Here is a 23,426-nt window from a genome sequence, read left to right on the forward strand (position 1 = left end):
TATTCGGCAGGCGCATTACCACTGTACCCCGGAATCTCGCAGCCGTGTCTGGCGAATTCGTCACGTCACTGTCGTCACAGTCACTGACCAGGCCCTTACACGTTGCTGCGCGCGGGCTATTGTGCGGTTTATGGAGACGCCTGACACCGCCGCTGACACACCTGCCGAACCCACGGGAATCGCTGCCCAGGACTGGACGACCGCTTCCGCCGACCCGAACTACCGCGCCGCGGTCGTGGACCTGCTCGGAGCGCTCGCCTACGGAGAGCTCGCGGCGTTCGAGCGGCTCGCGGAGGACGCGAAGCTGGCGCCGACGCTCGGCGACAAGGCGGAGCTGGCGAAGATGGCGTCGGCGGAGTTCCACCACTTCGAGCAGTTGCGGGACAGGCTCTCGGCGATCGGCGCGGACGCCACCGAGGCGATGGAACCGTTCGTGGCTGCGCTCGACGGCTTCCACCGCCAGACGGCGCCGTCCGACTGGCTCGAGGGCCTGGTCAAGGCGTACGTGGGTGACTCGATCGCCAGTGACTTCTACCGCGAGGTCGCGGCGCGCCTCGACGGTGACACCCGTCGCCTCGTCCTCGACGTGCTCGACGACACGGGGCACGCGAGCTTCGCGGTGGAGAAGGTGCGTGCCGCGATCGACGCGGACCCGCGTGTGGGCGGGCGGCTCGCGCTGTGGGCGCGGCGGCTCATGGGCGAGGCGCTCTCACAGTCGCAGCGGGTGGTCGCCGACCGTGACGCGCTGTCGACCATGCTGGTCGGGGGCGTGGCCGACGGCTTCGACCTCGCCGAGGTCGGGCGGATGTTCTCGCGGATCACCGAGGCGCACACGAAGCGGATGGCCGCGCTCGGCCTGGCGGCGTAGTCGCTCGGGCTGAGTGTCACCCGCCGGATGGGCGGGTGGGCGCGGCTTGTGCGTAGTTCCCCGCGCCCCTCGGGGTGTGGGGCCGCCGGTTTTGCCAAAGTTGCTGCGGGTGTGGGTGCGGGTGCGTTGTGGCTGCTCGCGCAGTTCCCCGCGCCCCTGAAGGGGCGTCGGGCCCCCGCCCCCTACGCCGTCGCTGAGCGACGGCGCAGATGGCCGCGGCTGGGGCGGAGCAGCAGTGAGAGCAGGGCCGCTGCCACGGCCACCGCGCCCACGAGGGTGCCCAGGGCGTGGCCCGAGCCCAGGGCCATGTGCGTGACGAACGCGCCGATCACGGCGCCGGCCGCGCCGGTCGACAGGACCAGCTTGCGCGCGGGCAGCCGCGCGGCCAGCCGGTGGGCCGCCGCCCATGCCAGGGCGAAACCGAGCAGTGCGGAACCGAGTGCTTCCAGAATCACAGGGTGTTCCCTCCCTCGCGGCCAGGTGCAAAACGGTCGTAGCCGGTCTTACCCCTGGCGGCCGGAATGCAATCCTCCACAGCCTTCCCCCGTGGGTGGCGTCAACGCATCGCAGTCGGCGCATCAGCCAGAACGCGCGCCAAACGCGTACCAACACACGAGAACGGCCCGGTGGTTGTGGACCACCGGGCCGTTCTCGTCGTTCGTCCTGCGTGCAGCGCCTTGAACTACAGGGCGCTGAAGCCCACCTTGCGTGCGGTCGGCTCGCCGAGCTCGACGTACGCGAGGCGGTCGGCCGGAACCAGGACCTTACGGCCGTGGTCGTCCACGAGGCTCAGCAGCGGCGACTTGCCGGTCAGCGCCTCGGACACCGCGTGCTCGACTTCCTCGGCACTCTGGCCGCTCTCCAGCACGATCTCGCGGGGCGCGTACTGCACGCCGATCTTGACCTCCACGGCTTTGTCCCTCCGACGGTCAGTGATGTGCGCGGCCTGCCGCGCCGTACTCAGCACACATTAGCCCGGTGAGGCGATGCGCATGCTGGTGCCGCTGCACGCCAGTAGCGAACAGAGATCGGGAACAGAACGCGGAAGCGGGACGCGAGAAGGGAAACTCACGCACCGGTGGCGCGTCAGTGACCTTCCAGGCCGTGCAGCGGGAAGCCCGCGATACCGCGCCAGGCCAGCGACGTCAGCAGCTCCACCGCCTTGTCGCGCGGCACCGTGCTGCCACTGGCGAGCCAGTACCGTGCGACCACCTGGGAGTAGCCGCCGAGGCCCACCGCGAGCAGCATCGCCTCGTCACGGGGCAGGCCCGTGTCCTCCGCGATGACCTCGCAGATCGCTTCCGCGCACTGGAGGGTGACCCGGTCCACGCGCTCGCGGACCGCCGCCTCGTTCGTCAGGTCGGACTCGAAGACGAGACGGAAGGCACCGCCCTCGTCCTCCACGTACGCGAAATACGCGTCCATCGTGGCCGCGACGCGCAGCTTGTTGTCCGAGGTGGAGGCAAGTGCCGTACGCACGGACTGCAGCAGTGATTCGCAGTGCTGGTCGAGCAGCGCGAGATACAGGTCGAGCTTGCCGGGGAAGTGCTGGTAGAGCACCGGCTTGCTGACTCCGGCCCGTTCGGCGATGTCGTCCATCGCCGCCGCGTGATACCCCTGCGCGACGAAGACCTCCTGTGCCGCGCCCAGCAACTGATTGCGTCGGGCGCGACGCGGCAGGCGTGTGCCCCGCGGGCGCGCCGCCTCTGTCTGCTCGATGGCTGTCACGCCGCCTCCCATGATCGTGAATGTGCGGTGTGCGCCGCGCGGCCATCGTACTTTTCGGTAACCACGATGTGCGCGGTACGAGCGGAGAATTTCACGGACCGGACGACCGTGAAAGCCGTGCGTAGCAGGGCAAACACGGGCAGCTCAGCGATAGTCGTCTTCGTCGATGCTGACGACGCGGGCCTGTTCGGCCAGGTCTGCCTCGTTGGCCGCGTCCGTGTCCACATCCTGCAAGGAGTCGTCCCCGCGCGGTGCGAGGTCGGTCTGCTGCTCCGCGGCGTCCGCCTCGGGCGCTTCGGTGCTGATGTCGGTGGTTACCTCGGCCTCGAAGGTCTCGGGATCGGTCGGGTCGACGGTCATCGTGGCTCTCTTCTGTAGAGGACTGGTGATGCGAGTGCCCTCTTCCGTGGAGGACTGGTGGTGCGAGTGCCCTGTTCGCCCTCTCCTATGAGCGTAGGAGACCGCCGAACCGGGCGCTACGCGATCTCGGGGTGAGATCGGCCGGATCTGTGACGGCGAACACATGAACCACCGTGTGATCGTCTCGTAACATTGCCGCATGTCTTCGACCGAGCTGCCGAACGTGATCGCCGCCACCGTCGCCCCCAAGCCGGGCGTCGTGGCGGTCGCGGCGGGCGAGCGGCTCGACTCGGTCACCCTTCCCGGGCTCACGCTCTCGGTGCGTTCCAGGCCGTCGGTCCGCGAGGGGCTGCCCTCCGCGCTGTACGTGCACGGGCTCGGCGGGTCCTCGCAGAACTGGTCGGCCCTGATGCCGCTCCTCGAGGACGTCGTCGACTGCGCGGCCGTCGACCTCCCGGGCTTCGGTGACTCGCCGCCGCCGGACGACGGCGACTATTCGGTCACCGGGCACGCGCGCGCGGTCATCCGCTATCTCGACTCGCGCGAGCACGGCCCCGTGCATCTGATCGCGAACTCGCTGGGCGGCGCGGTGACCACCCGCGTCGCCGCTGTCCGCCCCGACCTGGTGCGCACCCTCACGCTGATCTCGCCGGCGCTCCCCGAGCTCCGGGTGCAGCGCACGGCGGTGCCCACCGGGCTCCTCGCGGTGCCCGGCGTCGCGACCCTGTTCACCAGGCTCACCAAGGACTGGACGCCCGAGCAGCGGGTCAGCGGTGTCATGGGGCTCTGTTACGGCGACCCGGGCCGGGTCTCGCCGGAGGGGTACAGCGCGGCGGTGCGGGAGATGGAGCGCAGGCTCGCCCTTCCGTACATGTGGGACGCGATGGCCCGCTCGGCGCGCGGCATCGTGAACGCGTACACACTGGGCGGGCAGCACGGCCTGTGGCGGCAGGCGGAGCGGGTGCTCGCGCCGACGCTGCTCGTGTACGGCGGCAAGGACCTGCTCGTGTCGTACCGCATGGCCCGCAAGGCCGCCGCCGCGTTCCGTGACTCACGGCTTCTCACCCTGCCGGACGCAGGGCATGTGGCGATGATGGAGTATCCGGATACGGTGGCCACGGCGATCCGCGAGCTCCTCGCGGACACGGGCGAGTTGCATGCATCCGGTCAATCGGGCGCGGGGAGCTGAGGCGGCGAGTGGGACGTCATAGCCGCCGGGGTTCAACCGACCTCGCAGACAACACGGGCAACACGAATACCGACGACATACCGGCACCGCAGGGCGCACGCCCGCCGGGCCCCGGCACGGGCCGCCGCAGACGCGCCCCGGGGGACGCCGGCACGCCCGCGCACGGCGTCCCGCAGGCCACCCCGCCGCATGGATTCCCGCAGGCCACCCCGCCGCACGGCACGCCCCAGGCCACCCCGTCACACGGCACGCCGCACGTCCGTGGTGGGCACCCCGAGCAGCGTGAGCCGGGTGGGGCGTGGGGAGCCGGGCCGCGGATGGGCGCCGCCTACGGGACGCCGGGGGCGCGGACCGCGCCGCCTCGCATGCCGGGGCCGCGTCGCGATTACGTGGACGCGTTCGGCGACGAGTTCGCCGACGAGGACCTCTTCGAGAGCGGGGCGACCGGTGCCACGCGCGCGCCGACCGGGCCCCCGCCGCCGCGGACGCCTCAGCCCCGCGACCCGTACGCCTCCGTCACCGACTGGGACCGCGCGGTCGACGAGGACGAGGAAGCACAGGGTGAGCTCTGGGCCGACGGTGCGGATGGTGCGGACGGTGTCGATAGGGCCGACAGCGCCGATGGGGCGGACGGAGCCGACGGCCCTGGCGCCTTCGCGGACGACGACCGGGGCGACCGGGACGGCAAGGGAGGCAAGGGCCGCACCTTCACCGGGATCGCCGCCGCCGCTGTGACGACCGTTCTCGCGGTCGTGGTGGCGGGCCAAGTGGCCGACGGGGCAAAGGATTCTGCTCCCGAGGCCTCCACGCGGGCCGCGAAGGGGCAGGACAGCCGTGCCGCGGGCGAGGACGCGTCCCGCTCGGACGACCGGCCCACGCCCCCCGAATCCGCCCCGGCGACGTACGAGACGAAGATGGCCAAGAAGTACCCGCTCGACGCCAAGCTCACGGCCTCCGGCGACTTCGACGCGATGGCCGGGATCGAGAAGGCCCCCGGCAAGGGGCAGCTGTTCCGCTACCGCGTGGACGTCGAGAAGGGGATGGGCCTGGACGGCGAGCTGTTCGCGTCGGCCGTGCAGAAGACCCTGAACGACGAACGGAGCTGGGCGCACGGCGGGGGCCGGACCTTCGAGCGGATCTCCTCGGGGAAACCCGACTTCGTCATCACGCTCGCGAGCCCGGGTACGACCGCGAAGTGGTGCGCGAAGTCCGGGCTCGACACGATGGAGCAGAACGTCTCGTGTGACTCCGCCGCCACCGAGCGCGTCATGATCAACGCCTACCGGTGGGCGCAGGGCGCCAAGACTTACGGCGACCGCATCCACCCGTACCGGCAGATGCTGATCAACCACGAGGTCGGCCACCGGCTCGGCTTCAATCACACGGACTGCACGAAGGACGGCGACCTCGCGCCGGTCATGCAGCAGCAGACGAAGTTCCTCGACCACGACGGAATCAAGTGCAAGGCCAACCCCTGGGCGTTTCCCAAGAGTTGAGGCATATCCGGCGCGGTGGCGTCGGTGAGTTGATCGCCGCTCCGTAACGTTCCGCTGCGCTGCGCTGCGTGAGGTGCGTGCCCAGGGCGAGTGCGACGCGGTGTGCGGAGCGCCCCGACAGACGTGCGGACGTACGCCGGGGAGCTGGCCGCAGCTTGACTCTCCGTAGCGGAAGAGCGCTCTCCTGGCTCCATAGCGCGACAGAACGCTACCGGGGCGAGAAAGTTACTGCCGTTCACCCCTTTTGGTGGCGCGATGGACAACCGTCCGTCGCGCCACCGGCATGTCCGCATACGTTCGTCCCGCTGCGAGCCGCCGGTCCAACGGCGGCTCCCCACATGGGAGATCGGGGGTGTACGCGTGCGCATCGGATTGCTTACGGAGGGTGGTTATCCGTATGTGAGCGGTGAGGCCAGGCTCTGGTGCGACCGGCTCGTGCGCGGGCTCGAGCAGCACGAATTCGACATCTACGCACTCAGCCGCAGCGAGCGGCAGGAGGCGCGGGGCTGGATCGAGCTGCCGCCCCAGGTCAACCGGGTGCGGACCGCGCCCCTGTGGACCGCCGACCGGCCCGACGACGGAGCGTCCTTCGGGGCCGGGTACGGACGCCGGGCGCGGCGGCGCTTCGCGGAGTGCTTCGGCGAACTGGCCGCGGCGGTGTGCGACTCCGGAGCTGCGGCCGCCGGCAGCGCATCCGGCGACTCCGCAGCGTTGGCGGACCGTTTCGGCAGCGCGCTCTACGGCCTCGCGGAACTCGCCGCCGATCAAGGCGGCCTCGGCGGCGCCCTGCGCTCCGAAACCGCCGTGCGCGCCCTGGAGGGCGCGTGCCGCGCGCCCGGCGCACTCCGCGCGGCGCGCACCGCTCGCGTACCCGACCTGCTCGCCGTGGCGGGCCTCCTGGAGCGCGCGCTGCGACCCCTCTCCCTCGACTGGTACGAGGCCGACGGCCTCGGCGCGGTCGACCTGTGCCACGCCACGTCCGGCGGTCCGGCGGCGCTCCCCGGTCTCCTCGCCCAGCACTTCTCCGGAGTACCCCTCCTCGTCACCGAATACGGCGTGCAACTGCGGGCGCACTACCTCGCGACCGGCGACGAGGCGCTCAGCGCGCCGGCGCGGGCACTTCTCACCTCCTTCCACGGCAAGCTCGCCGCAGAGGTGTACCGCAGGGCCACGGTCATCACCCCGGGCAACACGCACGCCCGCCGCTGGCAGGAGCGGTGCGGGGCCGAGCGGTCGAAGCTGCGCACGGTCTACCCGGGCATGGAGGCCTCCCGCTTCGCGGAGGTCGGCGAGCGGGAGGACCCGGGGGACCCCGACACCCTCCTCTGGGTCGGGCGCATCGAGCCCGCCAAGGATCTGATCTCCCTGCTGCACGCCTTCGCGGAGATCCGCAAGGAGGAGCCCAAGGCCCGGCTGCGGATCGTCGGGGCGTCCGCCGAAGGCCCCGAGGCGGCCGCGTATCTGGCGCACTGCAAGGCCCTCGCGGCACAGCTCTTCCCCGACGAGGCGGACGGCGCGCACGCCGTCGGCGACAACCCCGTCTCCTTCGAGGAGATCGGCGCGCCCGGGGCGCTCGAACTCGCCGACGCGTACGCCGCGGGGAGCGTCGTCGTCCTTTCGAGCGTCGTCGAGGGCTTCCCGATCAGCCTGGTCGAGGCGATGTTCTGCGGGCGCGCCACGGTCTCCACGGATGTCGGCGCGGTCGTCGAGGTCATCGGCGGCACCGGACTCGTGGTCCCGCCGCGCAATCCGCGTGCGCTCGCGGAGGCGTGCGTGGCGCTGCTGCGCGACGCCGGGCGGCGTGACCGGCTCGGGGCGGCGGCGCGTGCGCGGGCGCTCGAACTGTTCACCGTGGAGCAGAACACCGAAGCCTTCCGCGACATCTACCTGGAGATCGTCTCGCACTGCCCGGTACGCAGGGAGGCGCTCGACGACGCGGGCGAGCCGGTGCCCTTCGGCAACCCGGCGGAGGCGTACCTGCCGGGCCGGTGGGCGGCGGCCTCCGGTGGCGGGGACGCGGTCACCGGCGCGGGCGGCGCGCCCAGCTGGGCCCAAGAGGCGGACGGACCTGAGCGGTTGAAGGAGGCGGGCGTATGAACAAGGAACAGCGGATCGACGCGCCACGGGCTCCGGGGAGCCCCGGCGGTTGGGACGTGCGGTCGGAGGAACTGGTGGCCGACGCCGCCCTGGTACGGGAGCCCGCGGCCTGGCGGGGCCCGAGCGCCGGGGCAGGGACAGGAGCCGGGGCGGGGGCCGGAGCCAAGCCCGCGCGCCGCGGCGCCGTCGACCCCGTCAAGGCGCTGATGCACCGGCACCGCGAACTGTGCGAGCGCGCCGTCGACCCGCTGGAGATCGCCGCGGGCCTTGAGGCGCACGGAGTGACCGACCGGACCGCCGCGCGCTTCAGGCACCGGGACGTGTTCGCGCTCGCCGAGGAGATGTACGCGCGCGTGCCGCGCGACGAGGAGGAGCGCGGCACCCCCCTGCCGGCCCCCGCACGCCGGGCCCCCGAAGTGCCCGCCGGATGGGCGCTGTTCGCCCTGCTGCCGGGCATCGCCTGCGGGATCGCCGTCGTGGGGATCGAGCTGAGCGAGGGGCGTGCGCGGTACGCGGTGGGGCTCGGCGGAGCGCTCGCCGTGGCCGTCGCGCTCCGGGCCGCCCTCCGGTACGGACCGTTGCGTTCCGCGCACCATGTCGTGCCGGCCACGCGCGCGTGGACGTGCTTTCTCGTCGCGTACGCCTTCTTCGGCGACGGGCTCACGCAGGCCGCCGTATCCGGCGGGCCCGACGGCCCCTGGGCGCCGTCGACCGCCGCGGCCCTAGGGCTCTCGCTCGCCGTGGCCCCCGCCATGTGGTGCGTGCGGCTCTTCGCCGTGGGGGCGCGGCGACGGCTTGCGCTCAGCCGCGGGCTCGCGGAATTCACCGCCTCCGCAAGGCCGTTGCTGCTGGGCGTCGTCGCGCTGTACGTGTGCGCCCTGGGGGCCCTGCTCGTCGGGGCCGCCGCCGTCCATGGCGAACCGGCGACCGCCGGGGCCGGTGCGCTCGGCGTGCTGCTGCTCCTCGCCCGGCTGCTCACCTCGTACGGGTTCACGCGGGCGCCCCTGCTGATGCTGGGGGCCGCCGGTGCGGTGGAGGCGGCTTCGCTCGCCGCCGTGTTCGCGGGCCGCCTGCCCGGGTGCGCGTGGCTGGCGGCTCCGGTGGAGGGCGCGGTCCGGGCCGGGGGGCCCGGCATCGTCCCCCTCTTCGCGTGCGGCGCCGCCGCGTGCGTGCTGTTGCTCCACTGCCTGCGCGTGCTCGGCCGGGCCTCCGCACACGGCGACGGAGCGCCCTGAGGATGCGCACCGCCAGTTTCCCCTGGCCCCATTCGACATCTCACTCTCCCGCGGGGCCGACACCGCGGGCCTTACCCCGTGCATTACGGCAACCCCCTGAAGGAGAACGCCAGATGAGGACCCCCAGCATCCGAGAATCCGATCCGGGAGCCGCCCGATGAGGGTGCTGCTGATCGGAGCCAACGGATATCTCGGCCGGTTCGTCGCCGACCGGCTGCTCGCCGACCCGGCGGTGCAGCTCACCGCGCTCGGCCGCGGCGACGACTCGGACGTACGGTTCGACCTCGCGAGCGGCAGCCCCGGCGCGCTCACCCGCTTCCTGGACGCCGTGCACCCGGGCGTCGTGATCAACTGCGCGGGCGCCACCCGTGGCGGCGCCCGCGAGCTGACCCGGCACAACACGGTCGCCGTCGCCACGATCTGCGAGGCCCTGCGCCGCAGCGGATGCGGGGCGCGGCTCGTGCAGCTGGGGTGCGGTGCCGAGTACGGGCCGAGCCAGCCGGGCTCGTCCACCGCCGAGGACGCCGTGCCCAGGCCGGGCGGGCCGTACGGCGTCAGCAAGCTCGCGGCCACCGAACTGGTCCTCGGGTCCGGTCTCGACGCGGTCGTCCTGCGGGTGTTCTCGCCCGCCGGGCCCGGCACTCCGGCCGGATCACCGCTCGGGCGGCTCGCCGAGGCCATGCGGCGGGCGATGCAGGCCGGTGACGGCGAGCTCAAGCTCGGGGGGCTCGGGGTCCAGCGGGACTTCATCGACGTACGCGACGTGGCGCGCGCCGTGCACGCCGCCTCGCTCTCCGCCGCCCAGGGGATCGTCAACATCGGTGCGGGCCGGGCGGTGCGGCTGCGTGACGCGGCGGCCGTCCTGGCGCGCGTCGCCGGGTACGGCGGAGCGCTGCACGAGCTCGACCAAGTGGGCCTGCGGCAATCCATCGGGCACCCCCGCGCCGAATCCGACCACGGGAGCCCGGCCGCCTATCCCTACCCCGACGGGTGCGGAAGCTGGCAGCAGGCCGATGTGCGCACCGCGCGCGACCGGCTCGGCTGGCGCCCCCGCATCAACCTCGAGGAATCACTCGCCGACATCTGGATGGAGGCGGCATGCCGCATCTGACAAGGACCGGCACAGGCACCGCGCACACCGACATACGTCTCGGCTTCGGCATCCCCGGGTTCGCGCACCCCCTCGTCGCGCCCACCGAATGGTCCGAACTCACCCGCCCCGGTGCCCCTTTGCACTGGGTCGTCCTGAATGTGAGCAGGGGCCCGGGGGACCGGCCCGACCCGCACTGCCTGGAGGCCGCCGGGCGGCTGCGGAACGCGGGCGTACGTGTTCTCGGTCACCTCGACGTGACGTACGGCGCCCGCGGCTTCGGGGAGCTCATCTCCGACGCGCACCGCTACCTCGACTGGTATCAGGTCGACGGCTTCTCCCTGGACCGCTGCCCCACGGAGCGCGCCGCGCTTCCGGAGGTGCGCAGAACGGTCACGACGCTGCGGGCGCTCTGTGACGACGCGCACATCGTCCTGGGGCACGGCACCCACCCGTATCCCGGATACGCCGAATCCGCCGACCAGTTGGTGACGTTCTCCGGCCCCTGGAGCGATTACCGCTGGTCACAGGTGGCCGAGTGGACCGCCGACTATCCGCCCGAGCGCTTCTGCCACTTCGTGCACGGCATGCCCCGCGGCCATCTCGACGAGGCGCTGCGCATCGCACGCTGGCAGGGCGCGTCGACGATCTACTTCACCGACCGGGTGGACGGCGGGGGAGGGGACGAGCCCTGGGAGTCGATGCCCGGGTACTGGGACGAAATCGTCTCGCGCATCGGAACGGGTGTCTCGGAATGAAGAGGGGCGTGGCAGTGTTACGGACAGAACAACCGTTTCCACATACCGACCAACGGAGTCTCCGTGTCGCTGCCACCCCTGGTCGAGCCAGCATCTGAGCTCACCGTCGACGAGGTCCGCAGGTACTCCCGCCACCTGATCATCCCCGACGTCGGGATGGACGGGCAGAAGCGGCTGAAGAACGCCAAGGTGCTCTGTGTCGGCGCCGGCGGCCTCGGGTCACCGGCGCTGATGTACCTCGCCGCGGCGGGCGTCGGCACGCTGGGCATCGTGGAGTTCGACGAGGTCGACGAGTCGAACCTGCAGCGCCAGATCATCCACAGCCAGGCCGACATCGGCCGTTCGAAGGCGGCCTCGGCGAAGGACTCCGTCCTCGGCATCAACCCGTACGTGAACGTGATCCTCCACGAAGAGCGGCTCGAGGCCGAGAACGTGATGGACATCTTCAGCCAGTACGACCTGATCGTCGACGGCACGGACAACTTCGCCACGCGCTACCTGGTCAACGACGCCTGCGTGCTGCTCAACAAGCCGTACGTATGGGGTTCGATCTACCGCTTCGACGGCCAGGCGTCTGTTTTCTGGAGCGAGCACGGTCCGTGCTACCGCTGCCTCTACCCGGAGCCCCCGCCCCCCGGCATGGTCCCGTCCTGCGCCGAGGGCGGCGTGCTCGGCGTGCTCTGCGCGTCGATCGGCTCCATCCAGGTCACCGAGGCGATCAAGGTCCTGGCCGGCGTGGGCGACCCGCTGGTCGGCCGCCTGATGATCTACGACGCCCTGGAGATGCAGTACCGCCAGGTCAAGGTCCGCAAGGACCCCGACTGCGCGGTCTGCGGCCCGAACGCCACCGTCACCGAGCTCATCGACTACGAGGCCTTCTGCGGCGTCGTGTCGGACGAGGCCCAGGAGGCGGCGCTCGGCGCGACGATCACTCCCAAGCAGCTCAAGGAGTGGATCGACGCGGACGAGAAGATCGAGATCATCGACGTACGCGAGCAGAACGAGTACGAGATCGTCTCGATCCCCGGCGCCAAGCTGATCCCCAAGAACGAGTTCCTCATGGGCACCGCCCTGGAGAGCCTTCCGCAGGACAAGAAGATCGTCTTGCACTGCAAGACGGGTGTCCGGTCCGCGGAGGTCCTCGCCGTGCTGAAGTCCGCGGGCTTCAGCGACGCGGTGCACGTGGGCGGCGGCGTGATCGGCTGGGTCAACCAGATCGAGCCCGAGAAGCCGGTCTACTAGGCGTAGTGCCTGAACGGAGATGGGCCCGCACCTCTTGGTGCGGGCCCATCTTGCATGCGGCTCGTTCTGGGCCGGTTGGGCCAGGGGCTCAGTTCTCGCAGATCTTGCCGTCCTGCGGGGGCTTTCCGTCCAGCAGGTAGGCGTTGACCGTGTCGTCCACGCAGTCGCTCCCCATGCCGTACGCGCCGTGCCCCTCGCCCTTCCAGGTCAGCTCGACGCCGACACCGCGGCCCAGCTCGGCCGCCATCCTGCGGGCGCCTTCGTACGGCGTCGCCGGGTCTCCGGTGTTGCCGACGACCAGGACCGGCGCCGCGCCGTCGGCGCTCACGTCGGGGGAGTCGTGCAGCCCGGCCACCGGCCACTTGTGGCACCAGCCGGCCGTGTCCCAGCCCATGAACTCGCCGAAGACGGGCGATATCTCGCGGAAGTCGGCCAGCTGCGCCTTCGCCTGCGCGGGCGTCGTCCGCGTCTTGTCGTCCCGGCACGCGATCGAGCGCTGTGAGTGGCTCTGCGTGCTGTAACGCCCGGAGGCGTCCCGTTCGTTGTAGGTGTCGGCCAGCTGCAGCAGGGCCGAGCCGTCGCCCTTCTCGGCCTGCTCCAGGCCGCGGGTCAGGGCGGGCCAGGTCTGCTGGCTGTAGAGGGTGACCGTGATGCCGGTGAGGGCCAGGGACTGGGTCAGCTCGCGGTCGCCGGATCCGGGCAGCGGCTCGGCGTCGAGGCGCTTGAGGAGGCGCACTATCTTCTGCGAGCCGTCCTTCGGGTCCTGGCCCGAGGACTTCAGATAGTTCTCCAGGGCACGCTGGAAGCCCCGCGCCTGGTTCTTGGCGTGGCCCATCGAGTCCGCGCTCGGGTCGACGACGGCGTCCAGGGTGAGCCGTCCGACCTTCTTGGGGAACAAGTGGGCGTACGTGCCGCCGAGTTCGGTGCCGTACGAGATGCCCATGTAGTGCAGCTTCTCGTCGCCGAGGACCTGGCGCATCACGTCCATGTCCTGGGCGGCCTCGACCGTCGAGACGTGACCGAGGAGCTTGTCCGAGTCGTCGGCGCAGCCCGCGCCGAAGTCGGCCGCGTCCTTGAAGTACGCGGCTTCCTCGGCCGGGGTGTCCGGGGTGAGGTCGACGGCCTCCGCGGCCTCCGTCTCCTTGTCGCTGCGGCAGCGGATGCCCTCGCTGCCCGCGACCCCGCGCGGGTCGAAGCTCACCAGGTCGTAGCGCTCGCGCAGCTTGTCGTACATGTCCGAGAACGACGGCAGCATGGAGACACCGGAGCCGCCGGGTCCGCCGAAGTTGAACAGGAGCGAGCCGATGCGCTTGCCCTCACCGGTGGACCTGGCGCGGATCAGCGCGACGTCGATCGTCTCGCCGTCCGGCTTCGCGTAGTCCAGGGGGACCTTGAGGGTCGCGCACTGCCACTCGGAGCCGGGGGCGGGGTCGCCGCCGGTCGCCTTGCAGCCGCCCCAGGCGAGTTTCTGGGTGGTGAGCGAGGCGGGCAGGGTGGAGGAGGGGTCGGGCTTCGGCGACTGCTCGGGCCCGGTCGGGGCGGGCTTCGCGTCGTCCTTGCCCCCGCCCCCGTCGGAGCCACCGCAGCCGACGGCGAGCCCCGCCACCAGAACCCCTGCGGCGGCCACCGCTGCTGACCGTACGAAACGCGGCATGGAGCGCTTCCCCCCCTCGGAAGACAGTCAATCCATAGTAGGTGGGGCCGCTGACAACGCCTTTGGCGGGCCTGGCAGCCTTTGCCCCGTCACGAGCGGCCGGCCCCGTTCACGAGCAGACCGTGCCCTCCTTCGGCACCGTGCCGTCCAGCAGATAGCCGTTCACCGCGTCGCGCACACACTTGTTCTTGCTGTCGTAGGCGCCGTGCCCCTGGCCCTTGTACGTCAGCTCGACGCCGACGCCCTTGCCCAGCGCGTCCGCCATCTTCTTCGCGCCCTCGTACGGGGTGGCCGGGTCACCCGTGTTGCCGATGACGACGATGGGCGGCGCGTCCTGCGCGCTGACGTCCGGGTGGTCGGCGGCGCCGTCCACCGCCCAGTCGGTGCAGCCGACCATGCCCCACGCCAGATAGTCGCCGAACAGCGGCGACGCCTCCCGGAACCCGGGGAGCTTCTGCTCGACGTACTCCGGGGTGTAGCGCTCCTTGTCGTCCGCGCAGTTGATGGAGATGTTGGCGGCCTGGATGTTGCTGTACGTGCCGTCCTGGTTGCGGCCGTTCATGGAGTCGGAGAGCGCCATGAGGATCTTGCCGTCGCCGTCGTACGCCTCGTCCAGGCCTTCGGTGAGATACGGCCAGAAGTCCTTGGAGTACAGCGCCTGCGCGATGCCGTTCGTGGCGGCGGTCTGGGTCAGTTCGCGCGGCGCGATGGCGGGCAGGGGCTTGGCGTCCAGATCCTTGAGGAGCCGCGCGATCTTGTCTTTGACGTCCTGCTCGGTGTCGCCGACGGGGCAGTCCGCGACCTTCGACGTGCAGTCCTCGGCGTAGTTGTCGAGCGCGAGCTGGAAGCCCTCGGCCTGGCCGAGCGAGCCCTGCTCCGCCGTCTCGGTGGGGTCGACGACGGCGTCGAAGACCGCACGGCCCACCTTCTTGGGGAACAAGTGCGCGTAGACGCCGCCGAGTTCGGTGCCGTACGAGATGCCGAAGTAGTGCAGCTTGTCGTCGCCGAGCACCTGGCGCATCAGGTCCATGTCGCGGGCCGCGTCGGTGGTGCGTACGTGGGGGAGAATCTCGCCGGAGTTCTTCTCGCAGGCTCCGTTGAAGCCCTTCACGTTGTCGACGAGCTTCTTCTGCTCGGTGTCGTCGTCGGGCGTGGAGTCCTGCTGGAAGTACGTGTCGAGCTGTTCGTCGTCCTCGCACCGCACGCCCGCGCTGCGGCCGACGCCGCGCGGGTCGAAGCTGACCAGGTCATAGCGAGTGCGCAGCTTGGCGTAGTCCTCGCCGAAGGCGGGCAGCGTGGTGATGCCCGAGCCGCCGGGGCCGCCGAAGTTGAAGACGAGCGAGCCGATCCGCCGGTCCTTCTTGCCGCTCGCCGTGGCGCGGATCAAGGCGATGTCGAGGGTGTCCCCCTTGGGCTTGTCCCAGTCGAGGGGGGCCTTCATGGTGGCGCACTGCCATGTGGCGCCGCCGGGCAGCGGGGACGGGGGCTCGCCGCCACCCTCGGATGCGGTGGGCGCGGGGCAGTCCTTCCAGCTGAGCTCCTGGGCCGAGAGATTCTCGTCCTCGGAGTCCTTGGAGTCGTCCGAGCCACAGGCCGCGAGGGTTGCGGACAGCAGGACGACAGTGGCGGCGGCACGCGCCTTGAGGTTGGGCATGCTCCCCATCCTGCGGGGGGCGCGAACGGGGCGCACGGCTGGCTCGGCCTTCCGTGAACAGGCCTCCTTCTTAAGGAAGGCCCCGCCTTCTAGAGAAGGCCCTTCCTTGTCAGGTGGTTGAAGAACAGCCACCCGGGAAGCACCGGCAGCCACAGGGTGAGGAGGCGGAACAGGAGCACGGCGGGTGCCGCGACATCCTTGGGCACGCCCACCGCGATCAGACCGAAGGTGAGCGTCGCCTCGACCGCTCCGACACCGCCGGGCGTGGGCGCCGCGGAGCCGAGCGCGTTGCCGGCGAGGAAGACCACGGCGACGCTGGCCAGGGTCAGCGGCTTCATCTCCGTGGTGCTGAAGGCGCGTACCGAAGCGTCGAGACAGAGCACGAACGTCAGCGTCAGGAGCAGCATGCCGCCGATGCCGGTGAGCAGTTTCTGCGGACGCTGCAGCACGTCGAGCATGCGCGGCACGACGCCCGCGAACAGCGACCGCACGCGCGTGACGACGAACTTCCGCAGGAACGGGATCGCGGTCACCACGAGCACGAGCACCGCGACCGACAGGAGACCGGCGATGACGGTCCGGGACGGCGACAGGGAAGGCGTCTTCTCCGTACCGGTCACATAACCGAAGATCATCAGCAGCATGATGTGCGAGCCGAGCCCGAAGAGCTGCGAGGCGCCGACGCTCGCCACCGCGAGGCCGGAACGTACTCCGGAGCGCTGCAGGAAGCGCGTGTTGAGCGCGACGCCGCCCACCGCGGCGGGCGCCACGATCTTCACGAACGACCCGGCGACCTGCGCCTGCACGGCCCGCAGGAACGGCACACGCTCCGGCACGAAGCCGAGGAGGCTCATCGCCGCCGCGAAGTAGCTCAGCGCCGAGCACGCCACGGCCACGGCGACCCAGCCCCACTCGGCCTCGCCGACGATCGTGTTGAAGTCGACGTGGGTGAGCTGCGAGAGCAGGAAGTACGCGCCGATGGCACCGGCGATGAAGCTGATGAGCGTGCGCGGCCTGATCCGCTCCAGTTGGGCGGGTTCGACGGGCGCCTGCGGCCGGATCAGCAGCACCTGGTGGCGGATCTGGGTGAGCAGATCTTCCTCGCGGGCCTGGTCGAGCGCTACGTCTATGGCCTGCTTCTCGGCCTGCTTCTCGGCCTGCTTCTCCGCGCGCACGGTCTTGCGGTCGGGGCCCTTGGCGCCCCCCTCGGCGGTCTCCAGCGCTTCCGCCGCCGCGTCCGCGTTCGCCTCCGCCGCGCGGGCCAGCTTGTCCTTGCGGGAGGCCTCGAGGACCGCCTCGCGCTCGCGCTGGGACCTCTCCCTGGCCAGCTTGCGCAGGGTTCCGCGGGTCGAGCGGGTCAGCGCGATGGGCTGGAGCAGCGGCAGACAGTCGGCGACCGAGTCGGGGCCCAGCACGTCGACGGCGGTCGCGACCGCGCGTTCGGCGCCCACGCGGAGCCCGAAAGCGGTCAGGAGCTGGGCGATGTCCATCCGCAGGACCAGGTCGCCCGCGGCGATCTCACCGCCCCTGAGGTCGGTCAGGATCACCGTGCCGGAACGATCCACCAGAATGGCGTCGCCGGCGAGCCTGCGGTGCGCGATCCGCCGCGACTGGAGCGCCTGCACCTGCCGCCAGGTGTCGCACAGCAGTTCATCGGTGATGACGTCGTCCGGCAGGGAGTCCAGGGTGCGGCCGCCCGTGTGCTCGTAGACGAGGATCACCGCGTCGGGGCCGAGCTCGGAGGTGGCGATCAGCTTGGGCGCGTTGGCCCCGGCCGCGATCGCCGCGTACGCGAGGAGGGCCTCCTGCTCCAGGGCCTGGCGCAGCGACTGGAGGCTGCGGCGCTGGGTGATGCCGCGCAGCGTGAGTCTGCGCCACACGCGGTAGAAGAAGCCCTGGGCCTGCTGTTCGCGGTCGATGACCGTGACGTCCAGGGGCGGGCCGTCCTCCAGGGTGACGAAGTAGCGGCGGCCCCGGTCGCCGTGCTCGCTGTCGGGGGAGTCCTCGCGGGCCGCGCTCACCGGGTGGAAGCCGACGTGCCGCAGACCGGCGAGCAGTGTCTGGCCGGTGGGCCGCACGTTCGGTGAGCCGACCGCGTACAGCGTGCCGTAGGCGACGCTCCAGCCGAGGAGGACGGTCAGGATGATCGAGAAAGGCGTCGTGTAGCCGGTGACCAGCATGGTGAAGGCGTCGAGCAGCAGCACCACCCACAGGACCACGCGCCAGCGCGGTCTGCGGGACATCCCCACGGCTGTCATGTACGCGATGACGGGGGCCAGATAGCCGTGGACGGGATCGGTGAGCGCGTGCAGATCGCCGGGGGACGGCCGGGTCAGCGCCTCCTGGATGGACCCCGGTGCGGCCTTGGCGACCCAGAGGTCGGTGGCCAGCGTGACGCCGTGGGCGAGGACGGCCGCGAGGACGCCGTCGGCGATGCGCAGGCCGTCCCGTTTGACCAGCCGCTCGATGGCGAACGCGACCGGCACGAGCAGGACGCCGATGCTCGCGGTGAGACCCGCGAACTTGATCAGGAGGTCGGGCGCCTGGTCCGTGCCCTTGTCGATGTCCTGGGCGAGGCCCGACGTCGTGCCGTGCGCGAACGCGGCGATGGCGAGGACGACGGCGATCCCGAGGATGCCGACGAGCAGCCGCATCAGGTCGGAGGGACGGTGTACGCGCGCCGCGAGCAGCGGTTCGTCACCGGCCACACGGTCGGTGTGGGCTTCCTCTTCGTCGGCGCAGTCATCGGGCACGTAGGCGTCGTGGATGTCCTGCTCGGCTCCGGAAAGCCCGCCTCCGGAAAACCTGGCTCCGGAAGGCCCGCCTCCGGAAAGCCCGCCCCCCGACGGCCCGGACCCGACTTGGTCGGACCCGCCGTCCTTCTCGAACTTCTCGTGCTTCTTCAGGGAGTGCCCACCGGTGTCCGGGTGCGCCTCGGCCGCAGGGGTGCCCGCCGTCTCATCGGGGTGCACGTCCTGCTGCTCCGTCGCCTCTTCTTGATCTCGTATCACCAGTCACCGCCCGCACGATGGTGGCATGTCCCACCGACAGAGGGGGGCATCAGGGTGCAATGCGGGGGCGCAAAGTGTTCACCGAGCTCCAGTTTGTCTCGTACCGCACACTCTGTCGCGGGCCGCTCACTGTGTCGGTGGGGTACGGCAGGATGGACCGGATGAGCGAGGAGAGCGGACCGGAGCAAGAGCTTCCGGAGTACCCGGAGTACGCGGAACGGGTCCTCGAGGTCGCGGAGCTGATCCCTCCGGGACGGGTGATGACCTACGGGGACGTCGCCGAATGGCTGGAGGAGGGCGGCCCCCGGCAGGTCGGCCGCGTGATGGCGCTCTACGGAGGGGCGGTTCCGTGGTGGCGCGTGGTGCGCTCGGACGGCGTGCTCCTGCCCGGCCACGAACTGCGTGCGATCAGCCACTACCGCGCGGAGGGCACGCCGCTGCGCGAGGCGAGCCGCGCGGCTCAGGGCCATGTGCCGCGCCTCGACATGCGGCGGGCGCGCTGGGACGGCGCCGGTCCGCACGGGGGCGGCAAGGCGGCGGGCGACGACGCGGCAGGAAGCGGCGAGGCCGCTCACCCGCGGACTCCGGAGGCTCACACCTGACAGCTTCGGCCATCCCGCGGCGTCGCGGGGGGCCGGTGGCCCGTACGGGGGAAGCCACGCGTCCCGCACGCCCGCTGGCGTAGCGTCGACAGCACGCATTTCTCTCACCCCGCAGCCATCGCGCAGACGTTCTTCACCACGTACACCCACCAGGACCGGCGACCCACGTGAGCTCCACTTCTTCCGCCCGGCACACCCGGCACCCGTCGCACCTCCAGGCGCGACAGGGGACCCAGGGTGCCTATCGGCTGGTGCGTACCCCGCCGGTCCGCGTGGCCCCCCCTGGTCTTGACGCACGGCAGCGTGCGGTGGTTGACCACCCCGGAGGGCCGCTGCTCGTCCTTGCGGGGCCCGGCACCGGCAAGACGACGACGCTCGTGGAGTCGGTCGCCGCGCGGATCGCCAAGGGCACGGAACCGGAGCGGGTCCTCGTCCTCACCTTCAGCCGCAAGGCCGCGGTGGAACTGCGCGACCGCATGGCGCTGCGCATAGGAGCGGCCAACGCCCCGCAGGCGACGACCTTCCACTCCTTCTGTTACGCCCTCATCCGCGCCCACCAGGACGCCGACCTGTTCGTCGAGCCGCTCCGGCTGCTCTCGGGCCCCGAACAGGACGTGGCCGTGCGCGAGCTCCTCGCGGGCCAGATCGACCTGGCGGGGGAGGGCCGCTCCCACGTCCGCTGGCCGGACGAGCTGCGCGCCTGCCTGACCACGCGCGGCTTCGCCGACGAGGTGCGCGCGGTGCTCGCCCGGAGCCGTGAACTGGGCCTCGGCCCCGACGCCCTGGATGCCTTCGCCCGCCGCGCGGGGCGCCCGGACTGGGGCGCGGCGGCGGCGTTCCTCGCGGAGTACCTGGACGTACTCGACATGCAAGGAGTGCTCGACTACGCGGAACTGGTGCACCGCGCGGTGCTGCTCGCGCGGCGCCCCGAGGTGGCGCGGGCGCTCGGCGCGCAGTACGACGCGGTGTTCGTGGACGAGTACCAGGACACGGATCCGGCGCAGGTGCGGCTGCTGCACGCGCTCGCCGGGGGCGGGCGGTCCCTCGTCGCGTTCGGTGACCCGGACCAGTCGATCTACACCTTCCGGGGTGCCGACGTGAACGGCATCCTGGAGTTCCCCGACCGCTTCCCGCGCGCGGACGGCACCGCGGCGCCGGTGGAGGTGCTGACGACCTCGCGCAGGTCGGGCGCCGCCCTTCTGGAGGCCACCCGTCTGCTGACCCGCCGCATGCCGCTCACCAGGCTGCCCGCGGACAAGGTGCGGGCCCACCGGGAGCTGGCCGCGGTCAGGGAGGGCGGCCGCGTGGAGACGTACACCTACCCGACGGCTGGCGCCGAACTCGACAACATCGCGGACATCCTGCGCCGCGCGCACCTGGAGGACGGTGTCCCGTGGGGTGAGATGGCGGTCCTGGTCCGCGCGGGAGCCCACACGATCCCCGCGGTCCGCCGCAGCCTCACCGCGGCCGGCGTCCCCCTGGACATCGACGGCGACGACATCGCCCTGCGCCACGAACCGGCGGTCACGCCCCTTCTGACGGCGCTGCGGGTGGTCGCGACGGCGGTGGTGTCGCAGGCGACGCCTGCGGGGGTGGAGCCGGAGCCGGAAGCGGACCCGGAACCGGCACCGGAGCCGGCACCGGAGGCGGACCCGGGGGCCGACGCCGATACAGAGACCGATACCGAGCCCGAAACCGATACCGAGCCCGAGCCCGGAGCCCGAGCCACGGCCCCCGCCTGGCTCGACACCGAGACCGCCCTGACCCTCCTCACGTCCCCCCTCGCCGGCATGGACGCCGCCGATCTCCGCCGCCTGGGGCGTGCCCTTCGCGCGGAGGAGCGTGCCGCGGGCAATCACCTTCCGCCGCCCTCCGACGATCTCCTTGCGCGCGCGCTGGCCGAACCGGAGCGGCTCGTCGCGCACGACCCCGCGTACGCGCGGGGCGCCCAGCGGCTCGGCGCACTGCTCCGCAAGGCGCGTGAGCGTCTCGCGGGCGGCGGCACCGCCGAGGAGGCGCTCTGGGAGCTGTGGGACGGCACGCCGTGGCCGCGCCGCCTGGAGCGGACCGCGCGACGCGGAGGCGCCGCGGGGCGCAACGCGGACCGCGATCTCGACGCGGTCTGCGCCCTGTTCGCGTACGCCTCGCGCGCCGAGGAACGCACCGGAGGGCGCGGCGCCCTCAACTTCCTGGAGGAGACCGAGGCACAGGACATCGCCGCGGACACCCTCATGCGCAGGGCCGTACGCCCCGACGCCGTACGTCTGATGACCGCGCACCGTTCCAAGGGCCTCGAGTGGCGGCTCGTGGTCGTCGCCGGTGTCCAGGAAGGCCTCTGGCCCGACCTGCGCCGCCGCGGCTCCCTCCTGGAGGCCGACCGCATCGGAAGCGACGGCCTCGCCGAGCCCCTCACCCCCGGAGCGCTCCTCTCCGAAGAACGCCGGTTGTTCTACGTGGCCGCCACGCGCGCGCGCGAACGCCTCGTCGTCACCGCCGTCAAGGCGCCCGCGGACGACGGCGACCAGCCCTCCCGCTTCCTCACCGAACTCGGCGTGGAGCCCAAGGACGTCACGGGCCGCCCGCGCCGCCCCCTCTCCGTCTCCGCGCTCGTCGCCGAGCTGCGCTCCACCACCGTCGACCCCCGGGTCTCGGAACCGCTGCGCGAGGCCGCCGCGCACCGCCTGGCCAAGCTCGCCGCGCTGAGTGATGCCGACGGGCGCCCCCTGGTGCCGTCCGCGCACCCGTACCGCTGGTGGGGCATGTACGAGCCGACGGCGAGCGAAGTCCCCCTGCGGGACCGCGACAAGCCCGTCGTCCTCTCCGGAAGCGCCCTGGACCAGCTCGCCAACACCTGCTCCCTGCAATGGTTCCTCGGCCGCGAGGTGAAGGCGGACGCCCCCGCGACCGCCGCCCAGGGCTTCGGCAACGTGGTGCACGTCCTGGCCGACGAGGTCGCGTCCGGCAGGACACCCGCCGACCTCGCCGTCCTCATGGAGCGCCTCGACTCGGTCTGGGACGCGCTGGCCTTCGACGCACCATGGAAGTCGGCGCAGGAGAAGGAGCACGCGCGCGTGGCGCTCGAACGTTTCCTGCAGTGGCATGTGATGGACCGCGCGAGCCGCACCCCCGTCAGCAGCGAGCACGACTTCGACGTCACCCTCGAAGCGGGGCCCTACGAAGTACGTGTACGCGGCTCCATGGACCGCGTCGAGCAGGACGCGCAAGGCCGCGCCTACGTAGTGGACTTCAAGACCGGCAAGCAGACCCCCACCGCCGCCGAAGTGGCCCGCCACCCGCAGCTCGCCGTCTACCAGCTCGCCCTGCGCGAGGGTGCGGTCGACGACGCCTTCGAAGGCGTACGTCCCGAAGCGGGCGGCGCGGAACTGGTGCAGCTGCGCCAGGGCGCCGCCAAGAAGGAGGGCGGCGAGAGCTTCCCCAAGGTGCAGGCGCAGGAGCCGCTCGCCGGGGAGTGGGTGGGCGACCTGCTCGCCACGGCGGCCGGCAAGGTCCTCGACGAACGCTTCTCGCCCACCACGGGCCAGCACTGCACGCACTGCGCCTTCCGCGCCTCGTGCAGCGCGCGGCCGGAGGGCCGACAGGTCGTGGAGTGACGCCAGAGTGACACCCCGGGGCGCCAGTGGCCAACGTCACCCTTCTTTGTACGCGTTCATAGCAGCCGCACAGGCCATCTAAAGTCGCGGCAAAGCTCAACGTCTTTTGAGGAGAAACACACATGGCAGCCAACCGGAAGATCCTGGCCGCGGCAGTCGTCTGCGCCGCCGCGTTCGTGGGCATCACGGGCTGCTCCAGCGAGGAGAAGGACCCCTTCGAGGGGATGAGCGCCGACAAGATCGCCAAGAAGGCGGCCGACGCGTCCAAGGACGCGGGCTCCTTCCGGGTGTCCGGCGAGGGCAAGCAGGGCACCGAGACGGTCAACGTCGACTTCTCGATCGCCAAGTCCGGTGACTGCAAGGGCAAGGTGGGCGGCGGCGCGGGTGGCACCGCCGAGCTGCTCGTGTCCGACAAGACCCAGTACATCAAGGGTGACGAGGCGTACTGGAAGAAGGCCATGGGCGGCAGCGGCAAGGCGTCGGCCCTCAAGGACAAGTGGGTCAAGGCGCCGAGCGGCGGGAACGGCGGCGTCTGTGACCCGGACGCGATGTTCCAGTCGAAGGAGCTCAAGAAGCTCGAGCGCGAGAAGGACTCCGAGGTCGACGGCAAGAAGGCGGCCGTCCTCACGAAGAACGACTCGGGCAAGAAGACCACCTTCTACGTCGCCGCCGAGGGCAAGCCGTACTTCCTGAAGATCGTCACCTCGGGCAAGGAAGACCCGGGCACGATGAACTTCACCGACTACGGCAAGCCCGTCGCCGTCAAGGCCCCGGCTCCGGGCGACGTCATGGACATGGAAGAGCTCATGAAGTCCTGACACCTTGACGCCA

The 23,426-nt window shown here is 71.5% G+C and carries 18 protein-coding genes; 11 read left to right on the forward strand and 7 right to left on the reverse strand.

The window, feature by feature from the left end; genetic code table 11:
- Positions 1-130 precede the first annotated feature (130 nt).
- Positions 131-868 carry a ferritin-like fold-containing protein gene (locus tag ACWGIH_RS06055; protein WP_453444073.1) on the forward strand — a complete coding sequence of 246 codons (738 nt, stop codon included), beginning with the start codon at positions 131-133 and terminating at the stop codon, positions 866-868.
- Between the two features lie 182 nt (positions 869-1,050).
- On the opposite strand, the gene ACWGIH_RS06060 is transcribed toward ACWGIH_RS06055, so the two are convergent.
- The 4 genes from ACWGIH_RS06060 to ACWGIH_RS06075 form a co-directional block, all read right to left on the reverse strand.
- Positions 1,051-1,323 (reverse strand): hypothetical protein, encoded by a 273-nt coding sequence (locus ACWGIH_RS06060; protein ID WP_453444075.1) that lies wholly within the window; start codon positions 1,321-1,323, stop codon positions 1,051-1,053.
- Between the two features lie 227 nt (positions 1,324-1,550).
- On the reverse strand, positions 1,551-1,778 hold the full coding sequence (locus ACWGIH_RS06065) for a DUF3107 domain-containing protein (RefSeq protein ID WP_055565193.1): 228 nt from the start codon (positions 1,776-1,778) through the stop codon (positions 1,551-1,553).
- Positions 1,779-1,954: 176 nt separating this feature from the next.
- A complete protein-coding gene (locus ACWGIH_RS06070) occupies positions 1,955-2,596 on the reverse strand; it encodes a TetR/AcrR family transcriptional regulator (protein WP_249587903.1) in 642 nt (213 codons plus the stop codon).
- 144 nt (positions 2,597-2,740) lie between these two features.
- Positions 2,741-2,956 (reverse strand): hypothetical protein, encoded by a 216-nt coding sequence (locus ACWGIH_RS06075; protein ID WP_453444077.1) that lies wholly within the window; start codon positions 2,954-2,956, stop codon positions 2,741-2,743.
- A gap of 199 nt (positions 2,957-3,155) precedes the next feature.
- Here ACWGIH_RS06075 and ACWGIH_RS06080 point away from each other — a divergent pair, with 199 nt between their 5' ends.
- From ACWGIH_RS06080 to moeZ, 7 genes are all read left to right on the forward strand, one after another.
- On the forward strand, positions 3,156-4,145 hold the full coding sequence (locus tag ACWGIH_RS06080) for an alpha/beta fold hydrolase (protein ID WP_453444079.1): 990 nt from the start codon (positions 3,156-3,158) through the stop codon (positions 4,143-4,145).
- 8 nt (positions 4,146-4,153) lie between these two features.
- On the forward strand, positions 4,154-5,641 hold the full coding sequence (locus ACWGIH_RS06085) for a DUF3152 domain-containing protein (RefSeq protein ID WP_453444081.1): 1,488 nt from the start codon (positions 4,154-4,156) through the stop codon (positions 5,639-5,641).
- A gap of 360 nt (positions 5,642-6,001) precedes the next feature.
- Positions 6,002-7,738 (forward strand): DUF3492 domain-containing protein, encoded by a 1,737-nt coding sequence (locus ACWGIH_RS06090; RefSeq protein ID WP_453444083.1) that lies wholly within the window; start codon positions 6,002-6,004, stop codon positions 7,736-7,738.
- On the forward strand, positions 7,735-8,973 hold the full coding sequence (locus tag ACWGIH_RS06095) for a hypothetical protein (protein WP_453444085.1): 1,239 nt from the start codon (positions 7,735-7,737) through the stop codon (positions 8,971-8,973). Before ACWGIH_RS06090 ends, ACWGIH_RS06095 begins: the two co-directional genes overlap by 4 nt.
- A gap of 157 nt (positions 8,974-9,130) precedes the next feature.
- Entirely contained in the window at positions 9,131-10,084 is a 954-nt protein-coding gene (locus tag ACWGIH_RS06100) for an NAD-dependent epimerase/dehydratase family protein (RefSeq protein ID WP_453444086.1), read from the forward strand.
- Entirely contained in the window at positions 10,072-10,821 is a 750-nt protein-coding gene (locus ACWGIH_RS06105) for a spherulation-specific family 4 protein (RefSeq protein ID WP_453444088.1), read from the forward strand. The genes ACWGIH_RS06100 and ACWGIH_RS06105 overlap by 13 nt, the downstream gene beginning before the upstream one ends.
- Positions 10,822-10,884: 63 nt before the next feature.
- The gene (gene moeZ / locus ACWGIH_RS06110; RefSeq protein ID WP_363209138.1) at positions 10,885-12,063 is read left to right on the forward strand and encodes an adenylyltransferase/sulfurtransferase MoeZ; all 1,179 of its coding nucleotides are present in this window, start codon (positions 10,885-10,887) and stop codon (positions 12,061-12,063) included.
- 88 nt (positions 12,064-12,151) lie between these two features.
- Here the strand turns inward: moeZ and ACWGIH_RS06115 are convergent, their stop codons facing one another.
- From ACWGIH_RS06115 to ACWGIH_RS06125, 3 genes are all read right to left on the reverse strand, one after another.
- A complete protein-coding gene (locus tag ACWGIH_RS06115) occupies positions 12,152-13,717 on the reverse strand; it encodes an alpha/beta hydrolase (RefSeq protein WP_453444090.1) in 1,566 nt (521 codons plus the stop codon).
- Positions 13,718-13,826: 109 nt separating this feature from the next.
- Positions 13,827-15,371: an alpha/beta hydrolase gene (locus ACWGIH_RS06120; RefSeq protein ID WP_453444092.1), complete on the reverse strand. Its 1,545-nt coding sequence runs from the start codon at positions 15,369-15,371 to the stop codon at positions 13,827-13,829.
- 89 nt (positions 15,372-15,460) lie between these two features.
- Entirely contained in the window at positions 15,461-18,382 is a 2,922-nt protein-coding gene (locus ACWGIH_RS06125; protein ID WP_453444093.1) for a lysylphosphatidylglycerol synthase domain-containing protein, read from the reverse strand.
- A gap of 161 nt (positions 18,383-18,543) precedes the next feature.
- Between ACWGIH_RS06125 and ACWGIH_RS06130 the strand changes: the two genes are divergently transcribed.
- From ACWGIH_RS06130 to ACWGIH_RS06140, 3 genes are all read left to right on the forward strand, one after another.
- Positions 18,544-18,984, forward strand: a complete 441-nt coding sequence (locus ACWGIH_RS06130; RefSeq protein ID WP_453444094.1) for an MGMT family protein — start codon at positions 18,544-18,546, stop codon at positions 18,982-18,984.
- Positions 18,985-19,151: 167 nt separating this feature from the next.
- Positions 19,152-22,595 carry an ATP-dependent helicase gene (locus ACWGIH_RS06135; protein ID WP_453444096.1) on the forward strand — a complete coding sequence of 1,148 codons (3,444 nt, stop codon included), beginning with the start codon at positions 19,152-19,154 and terminating at the stop codon, positions 22,593-22,595.
- Positions 22,596-22,717: 122 nt separating this feature from the next.
- Positions 22,718-23,413, forward strand: coding sequence for a hypothetical protein (locus tag ACWGIH_RS06140; protein WP_453444098.1), 696 nt, complete (start codon positions 22,718-22,720; stop codon positions 23,411-23,413).
- Positions 23,414-23,426 lie beyond the last annotated feature (13 nt).

Source organism: Streptomyces sp. NPDC054872 (assembly GCF_053610705.1).